This is a genomic window from Shewanella sp. 10B (assembly GCF_023475885.1).
GTDB lineage: Bacteria > Pseudomonadota > Gammaproteobacteria > Enterobacterales > Shewanellaceae > Shewanella > Shewanella mangrovisoli.
Window position 1 is genome coordinate 229,980 of the sequence record NZ_JAMDJO010000002.1, and the last position, 22,166, is coordinate 252,145.

A 22,166-nucleotide genomic window follows, 5' to 3' on the forward strand; every position below is an offset into this window, starting at 1 on the left:
ACCAAAATACCTAAATTTAAATACGACTGTATACCCATACATTGTTAGTCGATTTCTGGTAAGGCCAAACATAGGCAAATAGATAAGAATATTTATGGCTGCATGTGTGGGAATTTTCGGTTGAGCTAACGAGCCGAAACAAGGAATGGGGCAAAATGAGTTAACTCAATCTATCGACAGTCAATGCACCCAGAACGGAATCTTGTTGGGTTAACTCCAGCCCAATCGCCCTTGCTGTCATCTGCATGTCACTTAAGCTTCATCATTCAGTCAAAGCCCGTCACTAATCTCTAAGGCAGTCAACAGCCGCATAGGGTGAATATGAGATGACTGGAGCTAATTACAGGGGACTTGATCGCACGCTTATCGACGCACTCAAGACTCCCCGCAACTCTTCCCGTAACACTCCTTCCAACTCTTCCGACAATGCTCCATCCAGTGTTTACGACACTTCCTTCTCAACCCCACATATTGCCAACGCCAGCAACGCCGCAAATAACCAAACCATCACAGTCAACGCCCTCTGGCTATCGGATATCCATCTCGGCTGTAAGGATTGCAAAGCCGACTATCTGTTAAGCCTATTAAATAGCGTGCGTTGTCAGCACTTGTATCTGGTCGGTGATATTGTGGATTTATGGGCGCTCAAACGCCGCCTGCACTGGCCCGAGAGCCACAATAAGGTATTGCAAAAGCTGATTGAACTGGCACAAAACGGCACTCAGGTGATGTATCTGCCGGGTAACCACGATGAGCTAATCAAGCCCTATGCCGAGCTTACGCTGTTGAATATCAAGATAGCTCGCCAACATATTCATCAAGGGATTGGCGGCCACAAACTATTAATGCTGCATGGCGATCAGTTCGATGCCGATGTTTGCGTTGGCCGCTTCTACGCCATCTTGGGCGATCATCTCTACGACTTGTTGCTATTTCTCAACCGCAATCTCCATCGTCTGCGAGAGCGTTTAGGCTACCCGTATTGGTCACTCGCCAGCTATATCAAATCCCGCGTGGGCAAGGCGCAGACGGCTATCGCCCGTTTTCGCCAGGCCGTAGTGAATTATGCGCAGCACTATGATGTGGATGGCGTCATCTGCGGCCATATCCACCAGCCAGAGTTATCGGTTCACGCTCGAGATAACCAATACAGCACGCCGGATAAGTGCCAGATAATCTATGCCAATGATGGCGACTGGGTCGAAAACTGCAGCCTGATCACCGAAACCTTAAACGGTGAATTACAGCTCTGCCGCTGGAACGAGCAAAGCGTAAACCTCGATATTCTGAGCAGTATTGTGCTGGCGCAAACGCCGCCCGCTGCACCTGTTAACGCCCCAAAACCTATTCCACAAACGGCCACACACAGCCCCAAACAAGCAGAAATCCAACCAAGGGATGTTGCCTAATCATGAACCCATTAACACCTCATACGCCAAACGCTGATTTATTAAGCCCTAACACATTAAGCGCCAACGCATTAACGCAGGACGCAGCCATGCCACTGCCCGCCTTAAAAGCCAGTTCGATGATCTTTACCGTCGATAATGTGGTGGAACAAAACCTGCCCGCGCTCAAGGACAAACCTTGGTTAGCCAAGCCGACTAAGGCCATGCTGCGTTACCTGTTGAATGAAAAACAATGTAACGACATAGCCAACCAATTTGCCTATCTGCAAGGGGTCGATTTTGTCGAGCAAGTGCTCGCCAGCTTCGATTTTAGCTTTACCGTGCCCGCCAACGAGGTCGAAAATATTCCCTGTGAGGGCCGCGTGGTGATCTTCGCCAATCATCCGATTGGCTCCCTCGATGCCCTCGCCCTGATTAAACTGGTCAGCGAAATTCGCCCCGATATCAAGGTTGTGGCGAACGAGCTCCTGATGGCGCTCGAGCCTTTGCATTCTATCCTGCTGCCAGTGCGCAATATGACGGGCGGCACGCCGAAACAGCACCTCGAAAAAATCCACCAGCATCTGCGTAATGAAGGCGCGGTACTGATTTTCCCGTCGGGGGAAGTCTCTCGCCTGCGTCCGAGCGGCGTGCGTGATACCCAGTGGCACTCGGGCTTTTTGAAGATGGCGATTTCCTGTAATGCGCCGCTGCTGCCGATTTTTTTGGATGCTAAAAACTCGGCCACCTTCTACGGCGCCTCGATGATTTACAAACCCTTAGCCACACTGCTACTGGTTAAGGAGATGTTTAAACAGGCCAAACGCAATATGCCGATCCGCATTGGCGAGCTTATCCCGAACGAAGCTGTGCGTTCGATGGATTTCCCGCTAAAGACCAAAATAAAACTGCTTAAAAATCATCTGTATCGCATCGGCAAAGATAAAGACCCACTGTTTATCACCCAAAGCGCCATAGCCCACCCGGAGTCGCGCCGAGAGCTACAGGCGGCGCTGCAACAATGTGAACTCCTCGGCGAAACCCAAGATAACAAGCTGATTTATTTGTATCAGCATCAGGACAGCAACCCCATCATGCGCGAAATTGGGCGCCTGCGGGAAATCGCCTTTCGCGCCGTCGGCGAAGGCACAGGCAAACGCCGCGATATCGATAAATACGATTCCTACTACCAACATCTGGTGTTGTGGGATAAAGAGCAGTTTGAAATTGTCGGCGCCTATCGTTTCGCCAGCGGCGAGCAAGTGCTAAATCGCTACGGCGACAACGCCCTCTACAGCCAATCCCTGTTCCAATATGCCGATGGTTTTATGCCCTTTGTAAAACAAGGCTTAGAACTTGGCCGCAGCTTTGTGCAGCCCAAATATTGGGGCAAGCGCAGTCTCGACTACCTCTGGTTTGGTATTGGCGCCTTCCTCGCTAAACATCCCGAATACCGCTACCTGTTTGGCCCTGTTTCCATCAGTAATCAACTGCCTGGCAGCGCGCGGGAAATGTTAGTGCATTTCTACTCCAAGGAGTTTGCGCCAGCAGAGCAGCTGGCGGTGTCGATGTCGCCCTTTGGGCTATCCAAGCAGCGCAAGTTGCAGTTGGATGAACTCTATTCGGGTGAGGATTACCAAAGCCACTTTAAACAACTCAAACAAATGCTGGCGAGTATGGGCGCCGCGGTGCCAACCCTATACAAGCAGTATGGCGAGCTGTGTAAGCAGGATGGGGTGAAGTTTCTCGCCTTTGGGATCGATGCCGATTTTGGCGACTGTGTCGATGGCTTAGTCTTGGTCGATACCCATAAACTGAAGGGGAAAAAGTACCAGCGTTATATCGGCGCCCATTTACCCGAAGACTTACGCAACCCCTTGATGGCAGAGGACGAAACCGACGAGCAGGATTAGGCCTGTTCATGTCTAAGATATTGGCTAAATAAACATCGGTCTGTTATAAGTATCTGTAATACAGTGCATTAACGATACACGTCCTAGGAAGGGGTTTATCATGCCGATCATTATCGCCGATATTATGCGTACCCGAGTCGTCACGGTCGAAATGGACGATCGCTTAACCGTGGCGAAGGATATTTTCGATCAGGCAAACTTCCACCATCTGCTGGTGGTGGATGAATATAAACTCGAAGGGGTATTGTCGGAGCGCGACTTACTGCGTGCCATCAGCCCGAATCTGGGCAGCAGCGCCGAAACCGCTAAGGATCTCGAAACCCTACAAAAACGCGTCCATCAGGTGATGACCCGTAATCCTGTTACCGTTGCGCCACATGTGTCGCTCGATGCTGCGACGCACACCCTGCTGGAACACAATATTGGCTGTTTGCCCGTGCTCGATAATGGCGATCTGGTCGGGATAGTGACTTGGAAGGATTTACTGCGAGCCTATTGTGAACACAATGAGGTCAATGAAAGCGAGTGCTAACGGCACTCGCTTTCAACTTTATAAACTAGATCGCCCAGCCGCCCATATAGAAGGCCACAAGACCCAGCGTAATGGCGAGCACGCCTAACTTAAGCTGACGGATTTCACCGCTAAAAATGCGGCCAACCACTAAGGTCACAAAGCCAAGCATAATACCAGTCACAATGTTACAGCTGAGGATGATGAATACGGCGCAGGTTAATCCCGCCATCGCATCGACCTTGTCGTTAAAGTCCAGCTTAGTCACATTGCTGAGCATCAACAGCCCCACATACATCAGCGCAGGCGCCGTAGCATAGGCAGGCACTAAATAGCTAAGCGGCGCTAAAAACACCATCAGCAGGAATAATCCACCGACTATAGTCGCGGTTAAACCCGTCTTACCGCCCGCCGCCGTACCCGCCGCCGATTCGATATACACGGCCGCAGGAGCGCCGCCAACGATACCCGCAAACATGCTGCTGACCGAATCCGAGGTCAGCGCCTTGCCACCGCCGACGATATTATCGTCTTTATCCAGCAGATTGGCTTGCCCCGCGACCGCGCGAATGGTGCCCGTGGCATCAAAAATCGCCGTCATCACCAACGCCAGCACAATCGGTAATACCACAGGATTCAAGGCGCCCATAATATCCATTTGACCAATCAGCGAGTGCTCAGAGGTAAAATCAGGCACGGCGAAGAAGCCTTGGAATTTCACGCTTGGATCAAACACTAAACCGAACAGGGATAGGCCGATAATCACCAGTAAAATCCCGCCGGGTACACCGCGACGCTCTAAACCGATAGTGGCCGCTAAGCCTAGTACGGTAGCGATAACGGGCAGGCTGTTAATGTCGCCTAACTTCACTGGCAGACCCGCGTCATTGGCCACAATCAACTGCACACTGTTAGTGGCAATTAAGAGTAAAAACAAGCCAATACCTATACCTGTACCATGGGCAATCCCCTTGGGTAGGTTAGCCAGCACCCATTGACGCACGCCCGTGACACTTACGACGGTAAAAATCACGCCCATCCAAAAGATGGCGCCTAAGGTCACAGGGATACTCATGCCCTGACCTAGCACTAAACCGAAGGCGGTAAAGGCGGTGAGTGAAATCGCACAACCAATGGCCATGGGGAGATTAGCCCAGAGTCCCATCAGCAGCGAGCCAAAGGAGGCAATTAAACAGGTAGCGACGAACACGGCGCCGGGATCGAATCCCGCTTTGCCTAACATATTGGGTACCACAATCACTGAGTACACCATAGCGAGGAAGGTGGTTAACCCTGCAATCACTTCTTGGCGAACTGTGCTACCACGTTGTTGAATTGAAAAAAAACGGTCCAGAAACGAACCTGCGGGTACGGCTGTTGAACTCAATTGCTCAGACATATCTTGTTATACCTTGTGATCTCTTAAAATAGGGTCGATACCAATTGGCTTAACCATTGGCGACGCTGGCTGCGGCAGATTAGAGCCCCAAATCCAATGACTTGGGTGAGAGATCCACATCATTCTCCTACATCGGGAAAAATCCATGATCTGCAAGCAGTGACGCTTTGTATCGTTAAAATGGCTTCAACGACACAAACGCAGCCTTTGTTGGGCGCGGATAATACTGTAAACGCCGCCAGATAGCTAAGACCTCGCCTGCACTTCAGTAAATAATTAGCGAAAAAATTCAAAATCAGTGTTTAAAAAAACGCCTAAACCGCACAAAAAACTGCCGAGTTCGATCACAGAAATACAATTAACTCTCTGTCAGTAAAACAAAAAGTCATCGGCTTTTTAAAATTTTCATAATTTTTCATATATTGTCAAAGCCCATTCATCCCAGCAGGCAAGTCCATTCACATCTCCCCTTTATAGTGCTCCCATCAAAAATCGCTTTCGAACGGAGCTCTTCCCAATGACAAAGCCCACCATGCAAACATCGGATAAGTCCACACGCAGCAATGAGTTAAAGGCGCTGGGATTCATCATTTTCATACTCTTTCCCGCACTGACGGTCGCGGGGATCAGTCTCTACGGTTTCATCATTTGGATGATCCAAGCCTTCGGCGGCGTTGTCGGCCACTAATTCACTGATACTTTGAGGACGCTATTATGAAGTGGTTAATCAACCTCTGGCGCACACTAAACAAACCCACAAAAGCTCTCACCTTAGGCGCTGTCAGCATCAGTGCTTTTATCATGGGCATCATCTTCTGGGGCGGATTTAACACCGCACTGGAAGCCACCAATACCGAAGCCTTCTGTATTAGCTGCCACAGTATGGAAAGCAAGCCTTACCAAGAGCTGCAGGAGACTGTACATTGGTCGAATCACTCTGGTGTGCGCGCTACCTGCCCCGACTGCCACGTGCCCCACAACTGGAGCCGTAAGATTGCCCGTAAGATGGAAGCTTCCCACGATGTTTGGGGTTGGTTATTCAACACGGTCAACACCCCTGAAAAATTTGAAGCTAAGCGCCTCGAAATGGCGAGCCGAGAATGGAAACGTTTCGATCGCGACAATTCACTGGCCTGTAAAAACTGCCACAACTACAACTCGATGAAGTGGGAAAGCATGTCTCCACTGGCGCAAAAACAGATGAAACGCGCCGCCGAAATCGACCAAAGCTGTATCGATTGCCACAAAGGCATTGCCCACCACTTACCTGAAATGGGCACGGCCCGGGCACCCGAACTCATCGCCGAAGTGGGCGCAGGTGTCAGCTCAGTCGAAACCAACCAAACCTACTACAGCGCCCTAACTAAGCCACTGTTCTTTAGTGAAAAAGGTGACGTTGAAGCCGGTACCTTAAACGTCGCGACTAAAGTCAAAGTGCTCGAAACCCAAGGTAAGCGTATCAAAATTGGTATCGATGGCTGGCGTAAGAAAATCGGCGCAGGCCGCGTGATCTACATGGACTTTGGCGTAAACATTCTGTCGGCGCAGTTAAGCAAAGATGCGGCTGAAACCGAAGGTGTTATCCAAACCTTTGAAGAGAAAGAAGACCCAATGACAGGTCTGAAATGGCAACGGGTAGAAGCGCAAATCTGGACCGATAAGGATTACCTGCTTACCGAGCTGCAACCACTCTGGGGCTATGCCCGCGACACGTTCCGCTCAAGCTGTAGTGTGTGCCACACCCAGCCAGATGAAGCGCATTTTGACGCCAATACCTGGCCTGGCATGTTCCAAGGCATGTTGGCCTTCGTGAACATGGACCAAGACACCCAAGCGCTGGTGCAGAAATACCTGCAGGAACATTCGTCAACCTTCGTGAAAAAAGAGCACTAATTCGGGAGTAATACCATGAACAGAAGAGACTTTTTAAAAGGCTTAGCCTCAACCTCTTTCGTTGCTTTAGGTGGCAGCTCAGTGTTAGCGCCCTTAAACGCGCTGGCCAGCACGGGCTTAAATGAAGACGAATGGCTGACCACGGGCTCGCACTTCGGCGCCTTTAAAATCAAACGTAAAAACGGTGTAATTGCCGAGGTCAAAGCTTTCGATTTAGATAAATATCCAACGGATATGATTAACGGTATCCGCGGCATGGTCTACAACCCATCTCGCGTGCGTTACCCTATGGTTCGCTTAGACTTTTTACTTAAAGGCCATAAGAGCAATACCCAGCAACGGGGGGATTTCCGCTTCGTTCGCGTGACCTGGGATAAAGCATTAAAACTGTTTAAACACTCACTCGATGAAATCCAAACCAAGTACGGTCCATCGGGCTTACACGCCGGACAAACAGGCTGGCGCGCAACCGGGCAACTGCATTCCAGCACCAGCCATATGCAGCGTGCGGTGGGAATGCACGGCAACTATGTGAAGAAAATCGGTGACTACTCCACCGGTGCCGGCCAAACCATTCTTCCCTATGTGTTAGGTTCAACCGAAGTCTATGCCCAAGGCACCTCTTGGCCGCTGATTTTAGAAAACAGCAACACTATCGTGCTGTGGTCGAACGATCCTTACAAAAACCTGCAAGTGGGTTGGAACGCCGAAACCCATGAGGCCTTCGCTTACCTCGCGCAGCTAAAAGAGAAGGTTAAACAGGGCAAGATACGCGTGATCAGTATCGACCCAGTGGTCACCAAAACCCAGGCCTACCTTGGCTGTGAACAGTTATATGTGAACCCACAGACTGACGTGACGCTGATGCTGGCCATCGCCCATGAGATGATCACCCAAAAGCTTTACGATGATAAATTCATCCAAGGCTACAGCTTAGGTTTCGAAGAGTTTGTGCCCTACGTGATGGGCACTAAAGATGGTATCGCCAAAACTCCAGAGTGGGCGGCGCCTATCTGTGGGGTTGAGCCACACATCATTCGCGATCTGGCGAAAACCTTAGTTAAGGGCCGCACCCAAATCATGATGGGTTGGTGTATTCAGCGCCAACAACACGGTGAACAACCTTACTGGATGGCCGCAGTACTCGCGACCATGATAGGCCAAATCGGCTTGCCCGGCGGTGGCATCAGCTATGGTCACCACTACTCCAGCATTGGTGTGCCTGCAACAAACGCAGCGGCGCCAGGCGCCTTCCCGCGTAACTTAGACGAGAACCAAAAACCCCTGTTCGACAGCACCGACTTTAAAGGCGCGAGCAGCACCATTCCCGTCGCCCGTTGGATTGATGCGATCCTCGAGCCCGGCAAAACCATTGATGCCAACGGGTCAAAAGTGGTGTATCCCGATATTAAGATGATGATTTTCTCGGGCAATAACCCATGGAACCACCATCAAGACCGTAACCGCATGAAGCAAGCCTTCCATAAGTTGGAATGCGTGGTCACTATCGATGTGAACTGGACGGCGACGTGCCGCTTCTCCGACATAGTGCTACCCGCCTGCACCACCTATGAGCGCAACGATATCGACGTATACGGTGCCTATGCAAACCGCGGTATTTTGGCGATGCAGAAGATGGTCGAGCCGCTGTTTGAGAGCTTGTCAGACTTTGAGATCTTTACTCGCTTTGCCGCGCTGATGGGTAAAGAGAAAGAATACACCCGCAATATGAGCGAGATGGAGTGGATAGAAACCCTCTATAACGAGTGTAAAGCCGCAAACGCGGGTAAGTATGAGATGCCAGATTTTGCCACCTTCTGGAAGCAAGGTTATGTGCACTTTGGTGATGGCGAGCTGTGGACACGCCACGCCGACTTTAGAAACGATCCTGAAATCAACCCGCTAGGTACGCCTTCTGGCTTGATTGAAATCTTCAGCCGTAAGATTGAACAGTTCGGTTATGACGACTGCCAAGGCCACCCAATTTGGATGGAAAAAGCCGAGCGTAGCCATGGTGGCCCGGGTTCAGACAAATATCCTGTGTGGCTACAATCTTGCCATCCGGATAAACGTCTGCACTCACAGATGTGTGAGTCAAAGGAATACCGCGAAACTTACACAGTCAACGGCCGCGAACCCATCTATATCAGCCCTGTGGATGCCAAAGCGCGCGGCATTAAAGATGGCGACATAGTGCGCGTCTTTAACGACCGTGGCCAACTGTTAGCGGGCGCAGTGGTATCGGATCGCTTCCCTAAAGGTGTAGTGCGAATTCATGAAGGCGCATGGTATGGCCCAGTGGGTAAAGATGGCAGCGTCGAAGGCGGCGCCGAAATCGGTGCCCTGTGCAGCTATGGCGACCCGAATACTCTGACCTTAGACATTGGCACCTCGAAGTTGGCTCAAGCCTGCTCAGCCTATACTTGTCTGGTCGAGTTTGAGAAATACCAAGGCAAAGTCCCTAAGGTCAGCTCCTTCGATGGCCCTATCGAAGTCGAAATCTAACCGAGCCCATAAGGCGATGCGCCTAGTCAACTAGGCGCATTCCACTGTTAATCTTGAGGAACATGCGATGAGCAACGTCGATATCAATCATGCCAGAGCCTTAGTGTATCAGCTGCTGTCTTCTCTGTTTGCCCGTGAAATTGATGAGCAGCGCCTTAAGCAACTCACCAGTGAGCAAGCGCAGCAATTCTGGACACAACTGAGTTATGCACCCGAGTTTAGTGCGCCAGTCGCCAGCATACAGAAGGTACTGAATGGCTTAACGAGCGATGAAGCCTTGCTCGAACTTGCCGCCGATTATTGCGGTTTATTCCTCGTAGGCACAAAGCACAGCGCCTCGCCCTATGCCAGCCTGTACTTGAGCCCCGAGGAAGAACCCTTACTCTTTGGGCAGCAACATCAACAAATGAGCGAGTTTTTACACCAGAGTAAACTGCAAGTGCAGAGTCACTTCCCTGAACCTGCCGATCACTTAGCCGTGATCCTCGCCTATATGGGACACTTAACTTGCCACAGTGAAGATGCTGCCCAGTTAAGCTTCATAAATGCCTGTATAGACTCTTGGTTAGCCAAGTTTGTCGCTAAGGTCGTTGAGTGCGATAGCAAGCACAGCAATGGCTTTTACAGCGCCCTAGCCACGCTCACCCAAGCTTGGGTGCAGCAAGATAAACAGCAGTTAGAACAGGCAATGCATTAATCGCCACGAGCCTAAAGCCCGAGTAGCGTTAAACCTAAGTAGCGTTAAACCTAAGTAGCGTTAAACCTAAGTAGCGTTAAACCCAAGTAGCGTTAAACCTGAGTCGCATTAAGACTCAAGTTGATGGCTCATGTCTTGTCCTAGAATAAATGAACAAATGCGGCTCCCATGGGAGCCGCTTTTTTATTCCTCGATTTGCATTGATTAGGCAGAAATACGTGCTGCTTAACTACTACTCAGGACGACTCACTCCTAATGCAAACTTCCTGTCGCTAACCCTTTACTGCTAGCCGTTTGTTGCTAAAATTTTGCTGCTAGCCCTGTGTTGTGAGCCAGTGCTCTAGCGCTGTTATCGACGCCTGCCAGCAGGCGGTTAATTCAGTGACGGCTTTGCTATCCAATGCATTTTCCCCTGTGGTGTTGAGTGTTTTCTCCCACTGCTGACAACACTGGGTCAGTGCTTTTAGCCCCATGCTAGCACTGCTGCCCTTAAGCGCGTGCAATAGTTTTGCGCCCTCGCTGAAATGCGCCACAGAGGTTAACGCCGAAAGTCGCTCTATTTGCTCGGCACTGGAGGTTCGATAGAGCGTCAACATATCACTAACGGCTTTCACACCTAAGACCTCAAGATCTTGCTGTAACTGCTTAAGATCTAACAAGGTTTCAGCTTGATGGCTCTGGCTGGTAGGTTCTGCCTGATTCGACGATTGAAGCGATTGTGGCGAGTGCGGCGATGACTCACCTAGTGAAGCAGGTATTGAAGCTGGCATTGAAGCTGGCACACGCGCAACACCTAACCATTCTGTCAGGGTTTGCAGGCTCAAGGGTTTAGCTAACACAGTATCAAACCCCGCCTCCCGATACAGGCTAAGATCCTCCGTCTGCATCTGCGCGGTAAAGGCGGCAAATTTCACCTTGCCATTGGCGAATAACGCCTTTAACTGGGGTAATAGGGTGAGCCCTGAGCCATCACTCAGCTGAATATCGAGCATCACGGCATCGAATGCCTTATCACCACTCACATGCGCCAGCGCCTGCTGACAACTGACGACCAAGCTGGAACTGTGGCCTAAATGCGCCAAAAACCCCTGCGCGACCATGGCATTGACCTTGTTGTCTTCAATCACTAACACCCGTTGGGAATTAACCTGTTTTTGCACCTGAGTTTGCGTATCTAATGCCTTATCACATTGGGTAAAGCTCAGCTCAAAACCAAACTCACTGCCCTTGCATGGCTCGCTCTTGACCCAAATGCCCTGCCCCTCGGGATCCATCAGTTCAACTAACTGTTTGCAGATGGCAAGCCCCAAACCTGTCCCACGGCTGCGCCCCTGATTAGGCAATACGCAGTAAGGCATAAATAATTGCTCACGCACCTCGGGCGCAATCCCCACGCCAGTATCGGCCACCACAAAGGCCAACTTATCGCCTTGCACGCTGACATTGAGACTCACGCCGCCTTCTGGGGTGAATTTAATGCCGTTACCAATCAAGTTAAACAGCACTTGCCTCAGCTTAGGGCCATCGATCTGAATACACGCGGGTAACTGGGGACGATTCAGCCTTAAGCTCAATCCCGCCAAATTGGCGCCCGCCACCATAATCGCCAGCACTTCATCGAGCAGGGCATTGATATCCGTTGGCCGCGGTTCATTGGTTAAATTACCCTGCTCGAGGCGAGAGAAATCGAGAATATCGTTGAGCACGGTTTGCAGCAGCGTGCCGCTGTATTGTGACAATGCGAGCATCTGTTGCTGCGCTGGCGGCAGCTGACTATGGCCGAGTAAGGTAAGTGTCCCGAGTAAGCCGTTGAGCGGGGTGCGAATCTCATGGCTCATGGTCGCCAAGAATTGGGATTTTGCCTGACTCGCCTCCTCGGCAACGATTCTTGCCTTAGCGTGGCCTTTGGCCTCCGCATCGAGTCGCAGGTTGGCTTCGGCCAATTCCTGTGTGCGCGTAGCCACGGTTTGTTCGAGGGCTTTTTTATGCTCGGTCAGCTCATCGGCGACCTGACGTAAATCCGTCTGTAATTTCAGGTTATGGGCGGTTTTTCGCTTAAATGCCTCGATGGCATTGGCCATGGCAGTCAACTCATCGTCGCCGTGGGCATCGAGGCTCACATTGGTGTCCCCTAAACTTAAGCGCGACATAGCTTCAGTTGCCTGATTTAACCTCAAGGCAATGCCGCGATAGATCACCCGATAAACCACGACCGCCATGATAACCAACATTAATATACCCGTGCCCCACAGCCCCAAACGGGCGTAAGACAACTGCATTAAGTAATCACTTCGCGCCAGCTCCGCCCGCAGCTGCTGTTGATTAAGCGCACTGTCCACCCGCGTATTGAGGCTATAGAGTTTTTCCGCTAACTCCTGCTGCTGACGCTGTTGGCGCTGCAGGCTTTGGCTCAGTTCTCGCTGTAATTTAATGATTTTTGGGGTATGGAGAAGAATAGCCAGCTCCGCCTTTAGGGCATTGAGCCTGCCGGGGTCGCGGATAAGCTCAGCCACTGTGGTGAGTGCCATTAAATCGATACCCACCTCTGCAGCTGGCGCCTCAGTGGTCGCCAGCTCGATAGCCGTTCCTTGCTTTGGATGATCTGGATGATTCTGTGCCATGGGGTGCGCTGGTGCCGTGCTGGCAAAGGTTGCCAATAAACGGGGAACACTCAATTGCAGCTCAGACTGTAATTCGGATGCCTCAAATAACTGACTGAGCAGCGCAATTTGATGTACTAACTTGAGCGCACGGTTGAGCTGCTCCTGCACATCTAACTCTCGCTCAATCACATCATCGAGCAATTGGCCACTGCGCTTATTCCCCGCAATATCCGGATAGGCTTGGCTGAGTTTTGCCAAAATCGCCGAGTCGACAACCGCCAATTCGGATTGCAATAGCTCTGAGGCTCGGCCTGCGGCAACCGATAATTCGCGGGCCCTGAGCTGTAACTCATCGCCTAAGGTAATGCGCTGGCCCACACTCTTACCCAGTAAGGTTAATTGCTCGATGATTTGCCCAGCTAATACGGATAAATGATTATCCTCGTTCACATCCAGTGTCAGTAACACTTTGATGCTATTTAACATTGTAGCGCTTTCAAGGCTGAGCTTACGGCCGATAAATTCCCGCTGCCGCTCATCCTCTACTTGGCCTAACTGGGTCACGCCATCGGATAAGGCATTAGAGGCCTGCACTAATTGGCGCGCGGCTTGAGAGGCGGGTAAGGATTCTTCATACAGATAACTGTCGGCCTGTTTGAGCCAATGCAAACTCAGGCTACCTAAGCTAACCAGTAGCAACAGCAATACCCCAAGCACGCCGAAGGCGAGCATAAGTCTGCCGGTTAAACTACTTCGCGATAAAGATAAAGGCGCCACACTTGTTCCTTCTGTTACAATGCCTTCGAGATAATCACTGTGGATGATACAAGACAATGGGAAAATTTTGGCAAGCTTTGCTCACACTCACCACTTTTGGCCTGTTATGTTTATCGTCTGCCAATGCCAACAGCCAAACTTGGCCATTGGAGCAACGCCATCCCTTTAATGCCAACATTCAGCAGGCGCAGGCACTTGATTATCATCCCCTGAGTAAAGCACAACAGGCTTGGCGCATTTGTGCCTTAGTGCCCCATCTTAAGGACGCCTATTGGATTGGCATCGACTACGGCCTGATCCAACAGGCTAAACACCTCGGTGTGTCGCTGGACCTGTTCGAAGCAGGCAGCTACTACCATCAAGATAAACAGCTCGAGCAATTAAGCGCATGTATGAAGGGAGATTACGATGCAATTTTGCTTGGCGCCGTGAGTCCCAATCTGCTCGAACATTTCTCCGAGCCATTAACCAAACCTGTGCTCGCCCTAGTGAATAAACTCAATGCTGAGCAAGTGCAGACCCATATCGGTGTTAACTGGTATCAAATGGGGCTAAGCGCGGGCAATTTTATTAAGGCAGATGCCAAGGCGCATTCGCCCAGCCAGCCGACCACCTTGGCCCTCTTAGCCGGTCCCGAAAACCTAGGCGGCACAGATTTAGTCGAACAAGGCATTCGCCATGCCCTCGAGGGCAGCAATGTCAGCATCAGTGCGATTCAGCATGCTGATAACAATCGCAATCTCTACCGCGACCAATTACAGATACTGCTTAAGGCTCAGCGCCCCGACTATATTCTCGGCAGTGCGGTGGCAATAGAAGCCGCCGTCAGTACCCTCAAACAAAAACAACTGACACAAGACATCAAGCTGGTGAGCAGTTACTTATCTCCAGCAATTCTGCGCGGCTTGAAGCGACAAAAAGTGGTATACAGCAATGATGACTTAGTCGTGTTACAGGGCAAACTCGCCATCGATGTCACAGTAAAACAGCTCGAAGGCGCCGCACCTTTTGGCGATATAGGTCCCGCTATCGTTGAGCGCACGACCTCACCAAATACCCTATCGGATCTTAGTGTTAGCCTCGCCGAAGCGGATTTTTATCCCTTGTATCAAGTGCGCCCCTGAGCGCTTTACATCGCGATTAACTCAGCGCTCAACACAAGATTTTAGTTAGAGATTAGTCATCCACCTTTGCGGCAAACAAATAGCCCTCACCATGGACTGTGACAAAGAGTTCGGGATTGAGCTTATTACGCAGGCGGCGGATGATGACATCTATGGTTCTGTCATTCACATCCTGATTACGATGACTGGTTTGCTGCATTAAGCGCTCACGGGAAAGTACCTGCTGCGGATGCAAAGCAAAGGCGGTTAATAACTCAAACTCTGCCTTAGTGAGCTTGATAAGCTCCTCCCCTTTGCGCAGCTTACGGCTGTTTAATTCAAGCCGATAGCCTTCAAAACTCATCACATCATCGGGCTCGGATAATTCCTGCACCAGCGCTTGTTCGGCTTGTTTTACCAGAGAAATCCGCCACATTAGGTTTTTAACCCTAACCAATAGCTCCCGCAGCTCGAAGGGCTTAGTCACATAATCATCGGCGCCCATCTCGAGACCAACGATTTTATCAATTGATTCATCACGGCCCGAGACTAAGATAATCCCCACATGGGAGCGGCTACGTAACTCACGGGTTAAGCTTAAGCCATCCACCCCGGGCAGGTTAATGTCTAACATAATTAAATCAATATGTTGACGATTAAACTCGTGCCACATCTGCTCGCCATCGGCCGCCTCGACAACGCGGTAACCTTCTTTTTCAAAATACCCTTTCAATCGAGCACGAATCACCGCTTCATCATCGACAACGAGCACACTATAGGCCATGTTCTACATCTCTTATTTTGCTTAACTGAATTATTCATACTTTTTCATATTTGCATATGAGGAAAAGGTAAAATATGCGATCTCCGTTACTTTCTGGCACAAAAAACTGCCGAACTTTTACAGTAACATCAATATGACATATGCTTAGGCATATTGATTGGGGTGAGCACTAACAAACTATGAACAATAAAGAAGTCGTGATTGATGAAAGACGAAAGTTCTCGCGGATCCTCTTTGCCGCTAGCGCATCGATACACCAAGGTGATAAACAGTGGCAAACCACCATACTCGACCTCAGCCTAAATGGCGCACTGGTGGACGAACCTGCCGGATTTAGCCATACGGATGCGCCTATCACCCTCAGTTTTACCCTACCGGGCTCGGATATTGAGCTGCAAATGGAAACCGAGTTAGTGCATCAACGCAACCAACAGCTGGGTCTCAAGTGTAAATTTATCGATGTCGACAGCATCAGCCACCTCAAACGCATCGTTGAGCTGAATCTCGGCGATGCGTCGATACTGAATCGTGAATTGGCGCTATTTATCGAGAAACACAACAGCGCCGATTGAGCGGAAAAGTTGAGTGTGACACAGGCTGCACCGCCGAAAAACCCATAAAAAAACAGCGCCATTGGGCGCTGTTTTTGTTTTGATGATTATATCGCTTCGAGGGCTTCGGATAATTTTGCCACGCCCACCACTTCCATACCTGCGGGCGGCTTTTTTGGCACATTGGCACGGGGCACAATCGCCCGCTTAAAGCCATGTTTGGCGGCTTCGACGAGGCGTTCTTGACCATTGGGCACGGGACGAATTTCCCCGGATAACCCCACCTCACCAAACACCACTAAATCGCTCGGTAAAATATCGCCACGGAAACTCGACACCATGGCCAGCAGCAAGGTTAAGTCGGCACTGGTTTCCGTCACTTTAACCCCGCCAACGACGTTCACAAACACGTCCTGATCCGACATTTGTAAACCACCATGGCGATGCATCACCGCCAGTAACATGGCTAAACGGTTTGCATCCATCCCCACAGCGACGCGGCGCGGGTTCGACATGGCCGAATTGTCCACCAGCACCTGAAGTTCTACCAGCAGCGGACGCGTGCCTTCCCACACCACCATGACTAAGGAGCCCGAGGATTCCTCTTCACCGCGGGAAAGGAAAATCGCCGAAGGGTTAGCCACTTCCTTCAAACCACGCTCAGTCATGGCGAATACGCCTAACTCGTTAATCGCCCCGAAACGGTTCTTGTGGGAACGCAAGGTGCGATAACGGCTGTCGCTATCCCCTTCAAACATCACAGAACAATCGATACAGTGCTCGAGCACTTTAGGTCCGGCGAGGCTGCCGTCTTTAGTCACATGGCCGACCATGATCACGGCAATGCCGTTTTGCTTGGCAAAGCGAGTTAAATAGGAGGCCGATTCACGCACCTGCGACACACTGCCGGGGCTCGATGCCACATCGCTCATGTGCATAACTTGAATAGAATCGACAACGATGACTTTTGGCGATTCTTGCAGGGCGACTTCGCAGATCTGCTCCACACTGGTCTCGGATAACATTCGCAGTTTATTGGTCGGCAGCCCTAATCGATGGGCGCGCATAGCGACTTGCTGCAGGGACTCTTCACCCGTCACATAGAGCGCAGGCATTTGCTCGGCTAAATGGCACAGGGTTTGAAGTAACAGCGTACTCTTACCAGCACCGGGATGACCGCCAATCAGAATCGCAGAGCCTGGCACTATGCCGCCCCCGAGCACACGGTCGAGCTCGCCAAAATGGCTCACAATCCGTGGTAAAGCATTAAGGTCAATTTGGTCTAAGGTTTTGACTTCGCTACTGCCCGCACCGGCATAACCCGCAAACTTAGTTCCCCGTCCGGGCGAGGCGGCGCCTAAACGCACTTCGGTTATCGTATTCCACTCCTGACAAGCACTGCATTGCCCTTGCCAGCGTGGAAAATCCTGTCCACACTCATTGCACACGTACGCGGTTTTATTCTTTGCCATAACTTATTAAAATCTGTATAAAATCAATTTAAGTAACTGTGAATACTGCCGACATTAGACTAACACAGCACGGCATAAAATCAGCATTAGAAAAGACCCTACATGAGTTTAGATAACCATAATGCACTCATAGAACAGCTCAAGCCGCTACTCATGGAACCGAATTTCCAAGAGATTTTTCAGCAGCTGACTGCCGATGAAAACAATTCGACCCGTTTTCTGTTGAAAATGGAGTTGAATCGTTTGGCTTCGCCCTGCACTCGGATTATCGATCTTAGGGATAAGTCTGAGTTGCCCTGCACCGAAGTCATGCTCGGCCAGCAACGCCATTTTCTCGATGAGCCCGCCAAGCATAGTCTGCAAGCGGCTATGTCTTTATACCGCAATAAGTATACCTTAGGGGTGTATGAATACGTCATCAATGCCCATCAACAGCGGCGCCAAAAACTGCGTCAGGTGACACAACAACCGGATGGCGTCGAACCCGAACCTTTTATGGTGCCCGGTGTGGTGCTCGGCAGTTATTTTAACCGCGCCGAAGAACGGATGAATTACAGTATCCGCATTGCGGTGTCGCAACCCGGGCGAACCGAAATGCCGGGGATCACCGTCGATTTATCGGTTGGCGGTGCGCGCATTCGCTTGGCGGCGAATCATCCCTTCGACCTCGACAAGCCCCTCAAGGTCAAACTGCTCGAGCTTAGTGAAGAATATTACTACCCCGATTTGCAACTCGGGGTCGATTATCAGATTGTCGACAGCCAAACCAATGGTGAATTCATTTGGTTACGCTTACGCCGGATTGGTGGTACCGATGCCCTAGGTGAAATGCTGGGCAACTTAATCCGAGGCTACAAGCTCCGTTATAAGCTGGACGTGAATGATGTCTTAGTGACGGCCTCGGGTCTGGGATTCGAGCGCCATTACCTACCGCATCTGCCGCATTTGCCTCTGTTTCTCAGTCAGCAGTCCCAATCCATCAGCCATATGCTGCTGAGCCGCGACAATCAGCAGATAGTGCATTATTTTCAGGATGAGAATGATATCAGCCAATTGCCCGCCATGCTGACGCCAGCAAGGCTCTCGGCGCTGGTCAATCATCCCGAAAATCCCGATTACGGATTGTTTTTTAGCTTTACCTACAACGCCCAAGGCTCACTGTATTTTTACTCGGCCACCTTAGCCGAATTAAAAGCCAAGGGCATGACGTCATTATTCTTAGGTTTTGCCTCAACGAAACCGAGCTGGCGTATTTTCAAGCTTATCCCAGATAAGATTTACCATGCGAAAGGTTATCGCCGTGCGACCTTACCGGGGGATGATGCTAAGTACAGCCCACTGGTGGAGCAGCAATTATCCCAGTTCAGCCATATGCTGCAACTAATAGACCTTACCAATGAGGATGAAAGGGCTAGCTACAAGGCCTGGCAGGACGATAGCAATGCCAATGCGCTCAAAGCCTTTGGCCAACAGCGCCTAACGGCACACCAAATCAAGCCGGTTTCGATGCAATTTAGTGAGCGTCGACAGGAAGCGCGTTTTGCCTTCAAAACCTTAGTCAATGTATCGCAGGGAGCCTTAAAAGCGACGGGGATAAGCTTAGATATTTCTGGTCGAGGCATGCAGCTGACTCTGGATAATCCGACTGAGTTTGCCACCAACAAGCCAATAATGATCAGTTTGCCTAAGTTGCAGACCATTGCCGGTAAAACCCAACTGGATAATTTACCCTATCGTCTAGTGCGTACCCGTAAAAATGGCGTGACACTGCATTTAGCCGCAGTCATGGGCCATACGCCCCACGTTGGCGTGGAGTTTTTAAATAAACTGATCGCCCATAACCGTGAAAAACTCGAACAGCTAACCGAGAACAACAGCGAGATAAAAGAGCTGGCCGATGGTTTGAAAAACATTCTATTACGCGAGCTGCATTCGGTACCCTACTTTGTTGAAAAAACAACAAAATCGGCACAGGTCGCCTGTTTAGGGGTCAGCACTGAGCATGATGAGATCAGCGATATTTTTGCCGCCGGCTCCTCGGATACCCTGCAATATAATCTCGCGCCGCTACTAAAAGATGGATTCTTTAAACGGGATATTCTCGATCCTATCCGCCAAATGAAGCCGCAGCAGGATATGGATTTTATTGAGGTATTTATCCAATTGACCCGCCAGTCCCGCGGTCAATTCCATTTAAAATGTGTTCCCGCCACCGAGCTTGGGGATGCACAGGCCAAAATCGCCTTTATCAACCAAAGTAAATTGGCGGGGCGCTTTATGGCGCTGCGGATTTACCGTGGTGCGACCGAGAAACCGGATATGGGTTATCTGCGCCGCGAATTGGAATACATCAATATCCACGCCAACCACAGGGCGAAACAACTCGAGGAACAACTCTGGCGGATTATCGGTGTCGGAGAGCTACTCGATATCACCCAAGAGGTGGAGCTGCGCTACCCTGCGCTGCAAAAATAAGCGAGGGCGCATCGCCCTAGTCTTTTAACACTGCCAATTCAAACCCGAGATACCAATCGCGGATCATGGGAAAATGGTCACCCATTGCATCCAGATGGGTCAGCATATCCGCATGGCCATAATCGTGTTTAAAGCCGTTAGCCTTTGAGAGCAGAGTGTATTTTACTTGGCGAAAACCACACTCAGAGATCATATCGGCGACATCTTCGGGATGCCCAAGCACAGTATCGTTTTGCCCGGCAATAAACCACGCGACGGGCCAGTTAGCCGCCTTCGCCGCCTTGCCATAATCGAAGCCATCATCATGGTCGAGCCACTCTCCACGCACCCAATCTATGCTTTGAGTTAACGAGGCGCGGCTCTCGTTATCCATACCGACACGCAGCTTATCGGCGGCGAGATACCCCTGCCCCACGGCTAAACTTGGGGCGAGGCGATTCCAAAACACATCGACCATCAACCATTTTTTAAAGGACTTCACTCGAATCGTGCGTTTACTGCCAAAAGTGAGCAGCGACCGCACACTCTGCTGCAGTTCGGGATAACGCGCTAAGGCGCTCGCCATCAAGACGCCGCCCCAAGAATGCGCACACCAATGCAGCTGCGATGGCGCTGGCTTACCCAGCTCCTGACAAAGCTGTTGATGCATATTCAAAATATGCTGCTGCACTAATGGCAGCTGCTCGCGGATCACCTCCCCTTGCCCCAGAGTAAAGCCACGCGCAATTTTGGGTAGACTCCCCCCCCTGCCCGCCGTATCCAGCACATACACCACAAAGCCCGCCTGAGCGAGAAAACATCCTAAGCCTCGACCACTTTGGCTGTAAAATACCCGGCCATTGGACATGGCACCATGCAACATAAGGATCGGTGGCTTCGAAAAATCCGCATTGGCAGGCAACAACTGACGCAGATGCAGCTGTCCATCTCGGTACGGAATATAGAAGGAAGTTTGTGCAGGCGTTGGCGCCGAGTGTTGGGATGAAGAGGAAGTCAAAGTCAGTCGCTGGTAGTCCATTAATGAACACTAAACTACCAGCTAAGCGTCAAAAAACAAGAGTCATTACTCTAATGTTAACGACTCGGATACAGAGGATGAATTAAAACTGCAGCAGATAAGGCAATACCCGCAGATCTAAACTGCGGATCCGCGCATCCGCCGCCGCCGCAAGTTTAGGCTTAGCATGGAAGGCAATCCCAAAGTCCGCCGCCTGCACCATAGGGATATCGTTGGCACCGTCACCGATGGCAACACGTTGCCCAGCAGGGATCTGCCAATCTTGGCTACAACGGTTAACTACATAGGCCTTAAACTGGGCATCGACAACTTTCCCCGTGACGGTTCCCGCAAGCTTACCGTCCACAATAACTAATTCATTGGCAAAGGCCGCGTCTAAATTCAGCAGCTGTTTTAAGTGACCTACAAACGGCGTGAAACCACCTGACGCGACAACCAAACGCCAATGGTGTGACTTAAGCTCAGTCAGCATGGCCTCGAGGCCTGGCATCAGTGGCAAAGTATCACACAAGGTTTGAATAATCTTGGCATCGGCACCCTCGAGCTGGGCAACCCTTTGGCGCAAACTCTGCTCGAAATCCAGCTCGCCCTGCATCGCGCGCTCGGTGATCGCCGCCACTTGCTCGCCGACTCCTGCCATCGCGGCAAGTTCATCAATACATTCAATTTGGATCGCGGTAGAATCCATGTCCATCACCAGTAAACCGGGCTCGCTCAGTTTAGGTAATGGGCCACGAATAAGGTGTAACTCTACCTGTGATGGACAGGTGGCTAACAGCTCAGCACTCGGCTCAACGGGAAGGGCTAATTCAACACAATGCAGCGACACTTGACGGCGAATAGGTGCGATGGAGAGCGAGGTTAATTTGAGGCTTTTAGCTAGAGAAACAATCCAAGCCGCTAATGAGTCTTCAATGCTTAAATCTTCGTAAATCAGACGCATAGCAAATCCGCTCTGGGATGGCCGCGTAGACGATTCCTGATAAGCCTCGAAACTGAGCCCCTGATATTCAAAGCGAGGTGAAGGGCTAGCAGCTAACCATACAAACAGCGCATTTTGGTTCAAGCTTTCCATAG

16 protein-coding genes are annotated in these 22,166 nt (G+C 50.7%); 10 read left to right on the forward strand and 6 right to left on the reverse strand.

All coding sequences use genetic code 11. From position 1 onward, the window contains the following. Window positions 1-326 precede the first annotated feature (326 nt). The 3 genes from M0415_RS08485 (at window position 327) to M0415_RS08495 (ending at window position 3,833) form a co-directional block, all read left to right on the forward strand. The gene (locus tag M0415_RS08485) at window positions 327-1,409 is read left to right on the forward strand and encodes a UDP-2,3-diacylglucosamine diphosphatase (RefSeq protein WP_249554335.1); all 1,083 of its coding nucleotides are present in this window, start codon (window positions 327-329) and stop codon (window positions 1,407-1,409) included. A gap of 119 nt (window positions 1,410-1,528) precedes the next feature. Next, the gene (gene olsF / locus M0415_RS08490) at window positions 1,529-3,301 is read left to right on the forward strand and encodes a bifunctional ornithine lipid synthase OlsF (RefSeq protein ID WP_502957198.1); all 1,773 of its coding nucleotides are present in this window, start codon (window positions 1,529-1,531) and stop codon (window positions 3,299-3,301) included. A gap of 100 nt (window positions 3,302-3,401) precedes the next feature. Next, on the forward strand, window positions 3,402-3,833 hold the full coding sequence (locus M0415_RS08495) for a CBS domain-containing protein (RefSeq protein ID WP_011621846.1): 432 nt from the start codon (window positions 3,402-3,404) through the stop codon (window positions 3,831-3,833). A gap of 25 nt (window positions 3,834-3,858) precedes the next feature. Here M0415_RS08495 and M0415_RS08500 read toward each other — a convergent pair whose 3' ends face one another. Continuing rightward, on the reverse strand, window positions 3,859-5,211 hold the full coding sequence (locus tag M0415_RS08500) for an NCS2 family permease (RefSeq protein ID WP_249554333.1): 1,353 nt from the start codon (window positions 5,209-5,211) through the stop codon (window positions 3,859-3,861). Between the two features lie 517 nt (window positions 5,212-5,728). Here M0415_RS08500 and torE point away from each other — a divergent pair. The 4 genes from torE (at window position 5,729) to torD (ending at window position 10,306) form a co-directional block, all read left to right on the forward strand. Next, window positions 5,729-5,899, forward strand: coding sequence for a trimethylamine N-oxide reductase system protein TorE (torE, locus tag M0415_RS08505; RefSeq protein WP_011716165.1), 171 nt, complete (start codon window positions 5,729-5,731; stop codon window positions 5,897-5,899). A 26-nt stretch (window positions 5,900-5,925) separates the two neighbouring features. Then, entirely contained in the window at window positions 5,926-7,104 is a 1,179-nt protein-coding gene (gene torC / locus M0415_RS08510; protein WP_011621843.1) for a pentaheme c-type cytochrome TorC, read from the forward strand. Window positions 7,105-7,119: 15 nt separating this feature from the next. Beyond that, entirely contained in the window at window positions 7,120-9,609 is a 2,490-nt protein-coding gene (gene torA / locus M0415_RS08515) for a trimethylamine-N-oxide reductase TorA (protein WP_249554331.1), read from the forward strand. 67 nt (window positions 9,610-9,676) lie between these two features. Next, entirely contained in the window at window positions 9,677-10,306 is a 630-nt protein-coding gene (gene torD / locus M0415_RS08520; protein ID WP_249554329.1) for a molecular chaperone TorD, read from the forward strand. Between the two features lie 314 nt (window positions 10,307-10,620). Here torD and torS read toward each other — a convergent pair whose 3' ends face one another. Further along, the gene (torS, locus tag M0415_RS08525) at window positions 10,621-13,686 is read right to left on the reverse strand and encodes a TMAO reductase system sensor histidine kinase/response regulator TorS (RefSeq protein WP_249554326.1); all 3,066 of its coding nucleotides are present in this window, start codon (window positions 13,684-13,686) and stop codon (window positions 10,621-10,623) included. A gap of 56 nt (window positions 13,687-13,742) precedes the next feature. On the opposite strand from torS, the gene torT reads away from it, so the two are divergent. Beyond that, window positions 13,743-14,810, forward strand: a complete 1,068-nt coding sequence (gene torT, locus M0415_RS08530; RefSeq protein WP_220054924.1) for a TMAO reductase system periplasmic protein TorT — start codon at window positions 13,743-13,745, stop codon at window positions 14,808-14,810. A gap of 52 nt (window positions 14,811-14,862) precedes the next feature. Here torT and torR read toward each other — a convergent pair whose 3' ends face one another. Beyond that, the gene (gene torR, locus M0415_RS08535) at window positions 14,863-15,573 is read right to left on the reverse strand and encodes a two-component system response regulator TorR (protein ID WP_249554325.1); all 711 of its coding nucleotides are present in this window, start codon (window positions 15,571-15,573) and stop codon (window positions 14,863-14,865) included. Window positions 15,574-15,773: 200 nt separating this feature from the next. On the opposite strand from torR, the gene M0415_RS08540 reads away from it, so the two are divergent. Continuing rightward, complete coding sequence (locus M0415_RS08540; protein ID WP_249556584.1) at window positions 15,774-16,145, forward strand: PilZ domain-containing protein; 372 nt, start codon at window positions 15,774-15,776, stop codon at window positions 16,143-16,145. Between the two features lie 86 nt (window positions 16,146-16,231). Here M0415_RS08540 and radA read toward each other — a convergent pair whose 3' ends face one another. Then, window positions 16,232-17,596 carry a DNA repair protein RadA gene (gene radA / locus M0415_RS08545; RefSeq protein ID WP_011621836.1) on the reverse strand — a complete coding sequence of 455 codons (1,365 nt, stop codon included), beginning with the start codon at window positions 17,594-17,596 and terminating at the stop codon, window positions 16,232-16,234. 102 nt (window positions 17,597-17,698) lie between these two features. Here radA and M0415_RS08550 point away from each other — a divergent pair, with 102 nt between their 5' ends. Continuing rightward, window positions 17,699-20,071 (forward strand): PilZ domain-containing protein, encoded by a 2,373-nt coding sequence (locus M0415_RS08550; RefSeq protein WP_249554323.1) that lies wholly within the window; start codon window positions 17,699-17,701, stop codon window positions 20,069-20,071. 16 nt (window positions 20,072-20,087) lie between these two features. Here M0415_RS08550 and M0415_RS08555 read toward each other — a convergent pair whose 3' ends face one another. Together M0415_RS08555 and serB are read right to left on the reverse strand one after the other, a co-directional pair. Next, a complete protein-coding gene (locus M0415_RS08555; RefSeq protein WP_249554321.1) occupies window positions 20,088-21,089 on the reverse strand; it encodes an alpha/beta fold hydrolase in 1,002 nt (333 codons plus the stop codon). Between the two features lie 82 nt (window positions 21,090-21,171). Next, window positions 21,172-22,164, reverse strand: coding sequence for a phosphoserine phosphatase SerB (serB, locus tag M0415_RS08560; RefSeq protein WP_249554320.1), 993 nt, complete (start codon window positions 22,162-22,164; stop codon window positions 21,172-21,174). Window positions 22,165-22,166 lie beyond the last annotated feature (2 nt).

Bases quoted from the DNA above. Each gene is read 5' to 3' on its own strand.
- M0415_RS08495 (WP_011621846.1), top strand. From the start codon at position 3,402: ATGCCGATCATTATCGCCGATATTATGCGTACCCGAGTCGTCACGGTC.
- M0415_RS08485 (WP_249554335.1), top strand. From the start codon at position 327: ATGACTGGAGCTAATTACAGGGGACTTGATCGCACGCTTATCGACGCA.
- torD (WP_249554329.1), top strand. From the start codon at position 9,677: ATGAGCAACGTCGATATCAATCATGCCAGAGCCTTAGTGTATCAGCTG.
- torT (WP_220054924.1), top strand. From the start codon at position 13,743: ATGGGAAAATTTTGGCAAGCTTTGCTCACACTCACCACTTTTGGCCTG.
- radA (WP_011621836.1), bottom strand. From the start codon at position 17,596: ATGGCAAAGAATAAAACCGCGTACGTGTGCAATGAGTGTGGACAGGAT.
- M0415_RS08555 (WP_249554321.1), bottom strand. From the start codon at position 21,089: ATGGACTACCAGCGACTGACTTTGACTTCCTCTTCATCCCAACACTCG.
- torC (WP_011621843.1), top strand. From the start codon at position 5,926: ATGAAGTGGTTAATCAACCTCTGGCGCACACTAAACAAACCCACAAAA.
- M0415_RS08500 (WP_249554333.1), bottom strand. From the start codon at position 5,211: ATGTCTGAGCAATTGAGTTCAACAGCCGTACCCGCAGGTTCGTTTCTG.
- M0415_RS08550 (WP_249554323.1), top strand. From the start codon at position 17,699: ATGAGTTTAGATAACCATAATGCACTCATAGAACAGCTCAAGCCGCTA.
- torE (WP_011716165.1), top strand. From the start codon at position 5,729: ATGACAAAGCCCACCATGCAAACATCGGATAAGTCCACACGCAGCAAT.
- torA (WP_249554331.1), top strand. From the start codon at position 7,120: ATGAACAGAAGAGACTTTTTAAAAGGCTTAGCCTCAACCTCTTTCGTT.
- olsF (WP_502957198.1), top strand. From the start codon at position 1,529: ATGATCTTTACCGTCGATAATGTGGTGGAACAAAACCTGCCCGCGCTC.
- serB (WP_249554320.1), bottom strand. From the start codon at position 22,164: ATGGAAAGCTTGAACCAAAATGCGCTGTTTGTATGGTTAGCTGCTAGC.
- torR (WP_249554325.1), bottom strand. From the start codon at position 15,573: ATGGCCTATAGTGTGCTCGTTGTCGATGATGAAGCGGTGATTCGTGCT.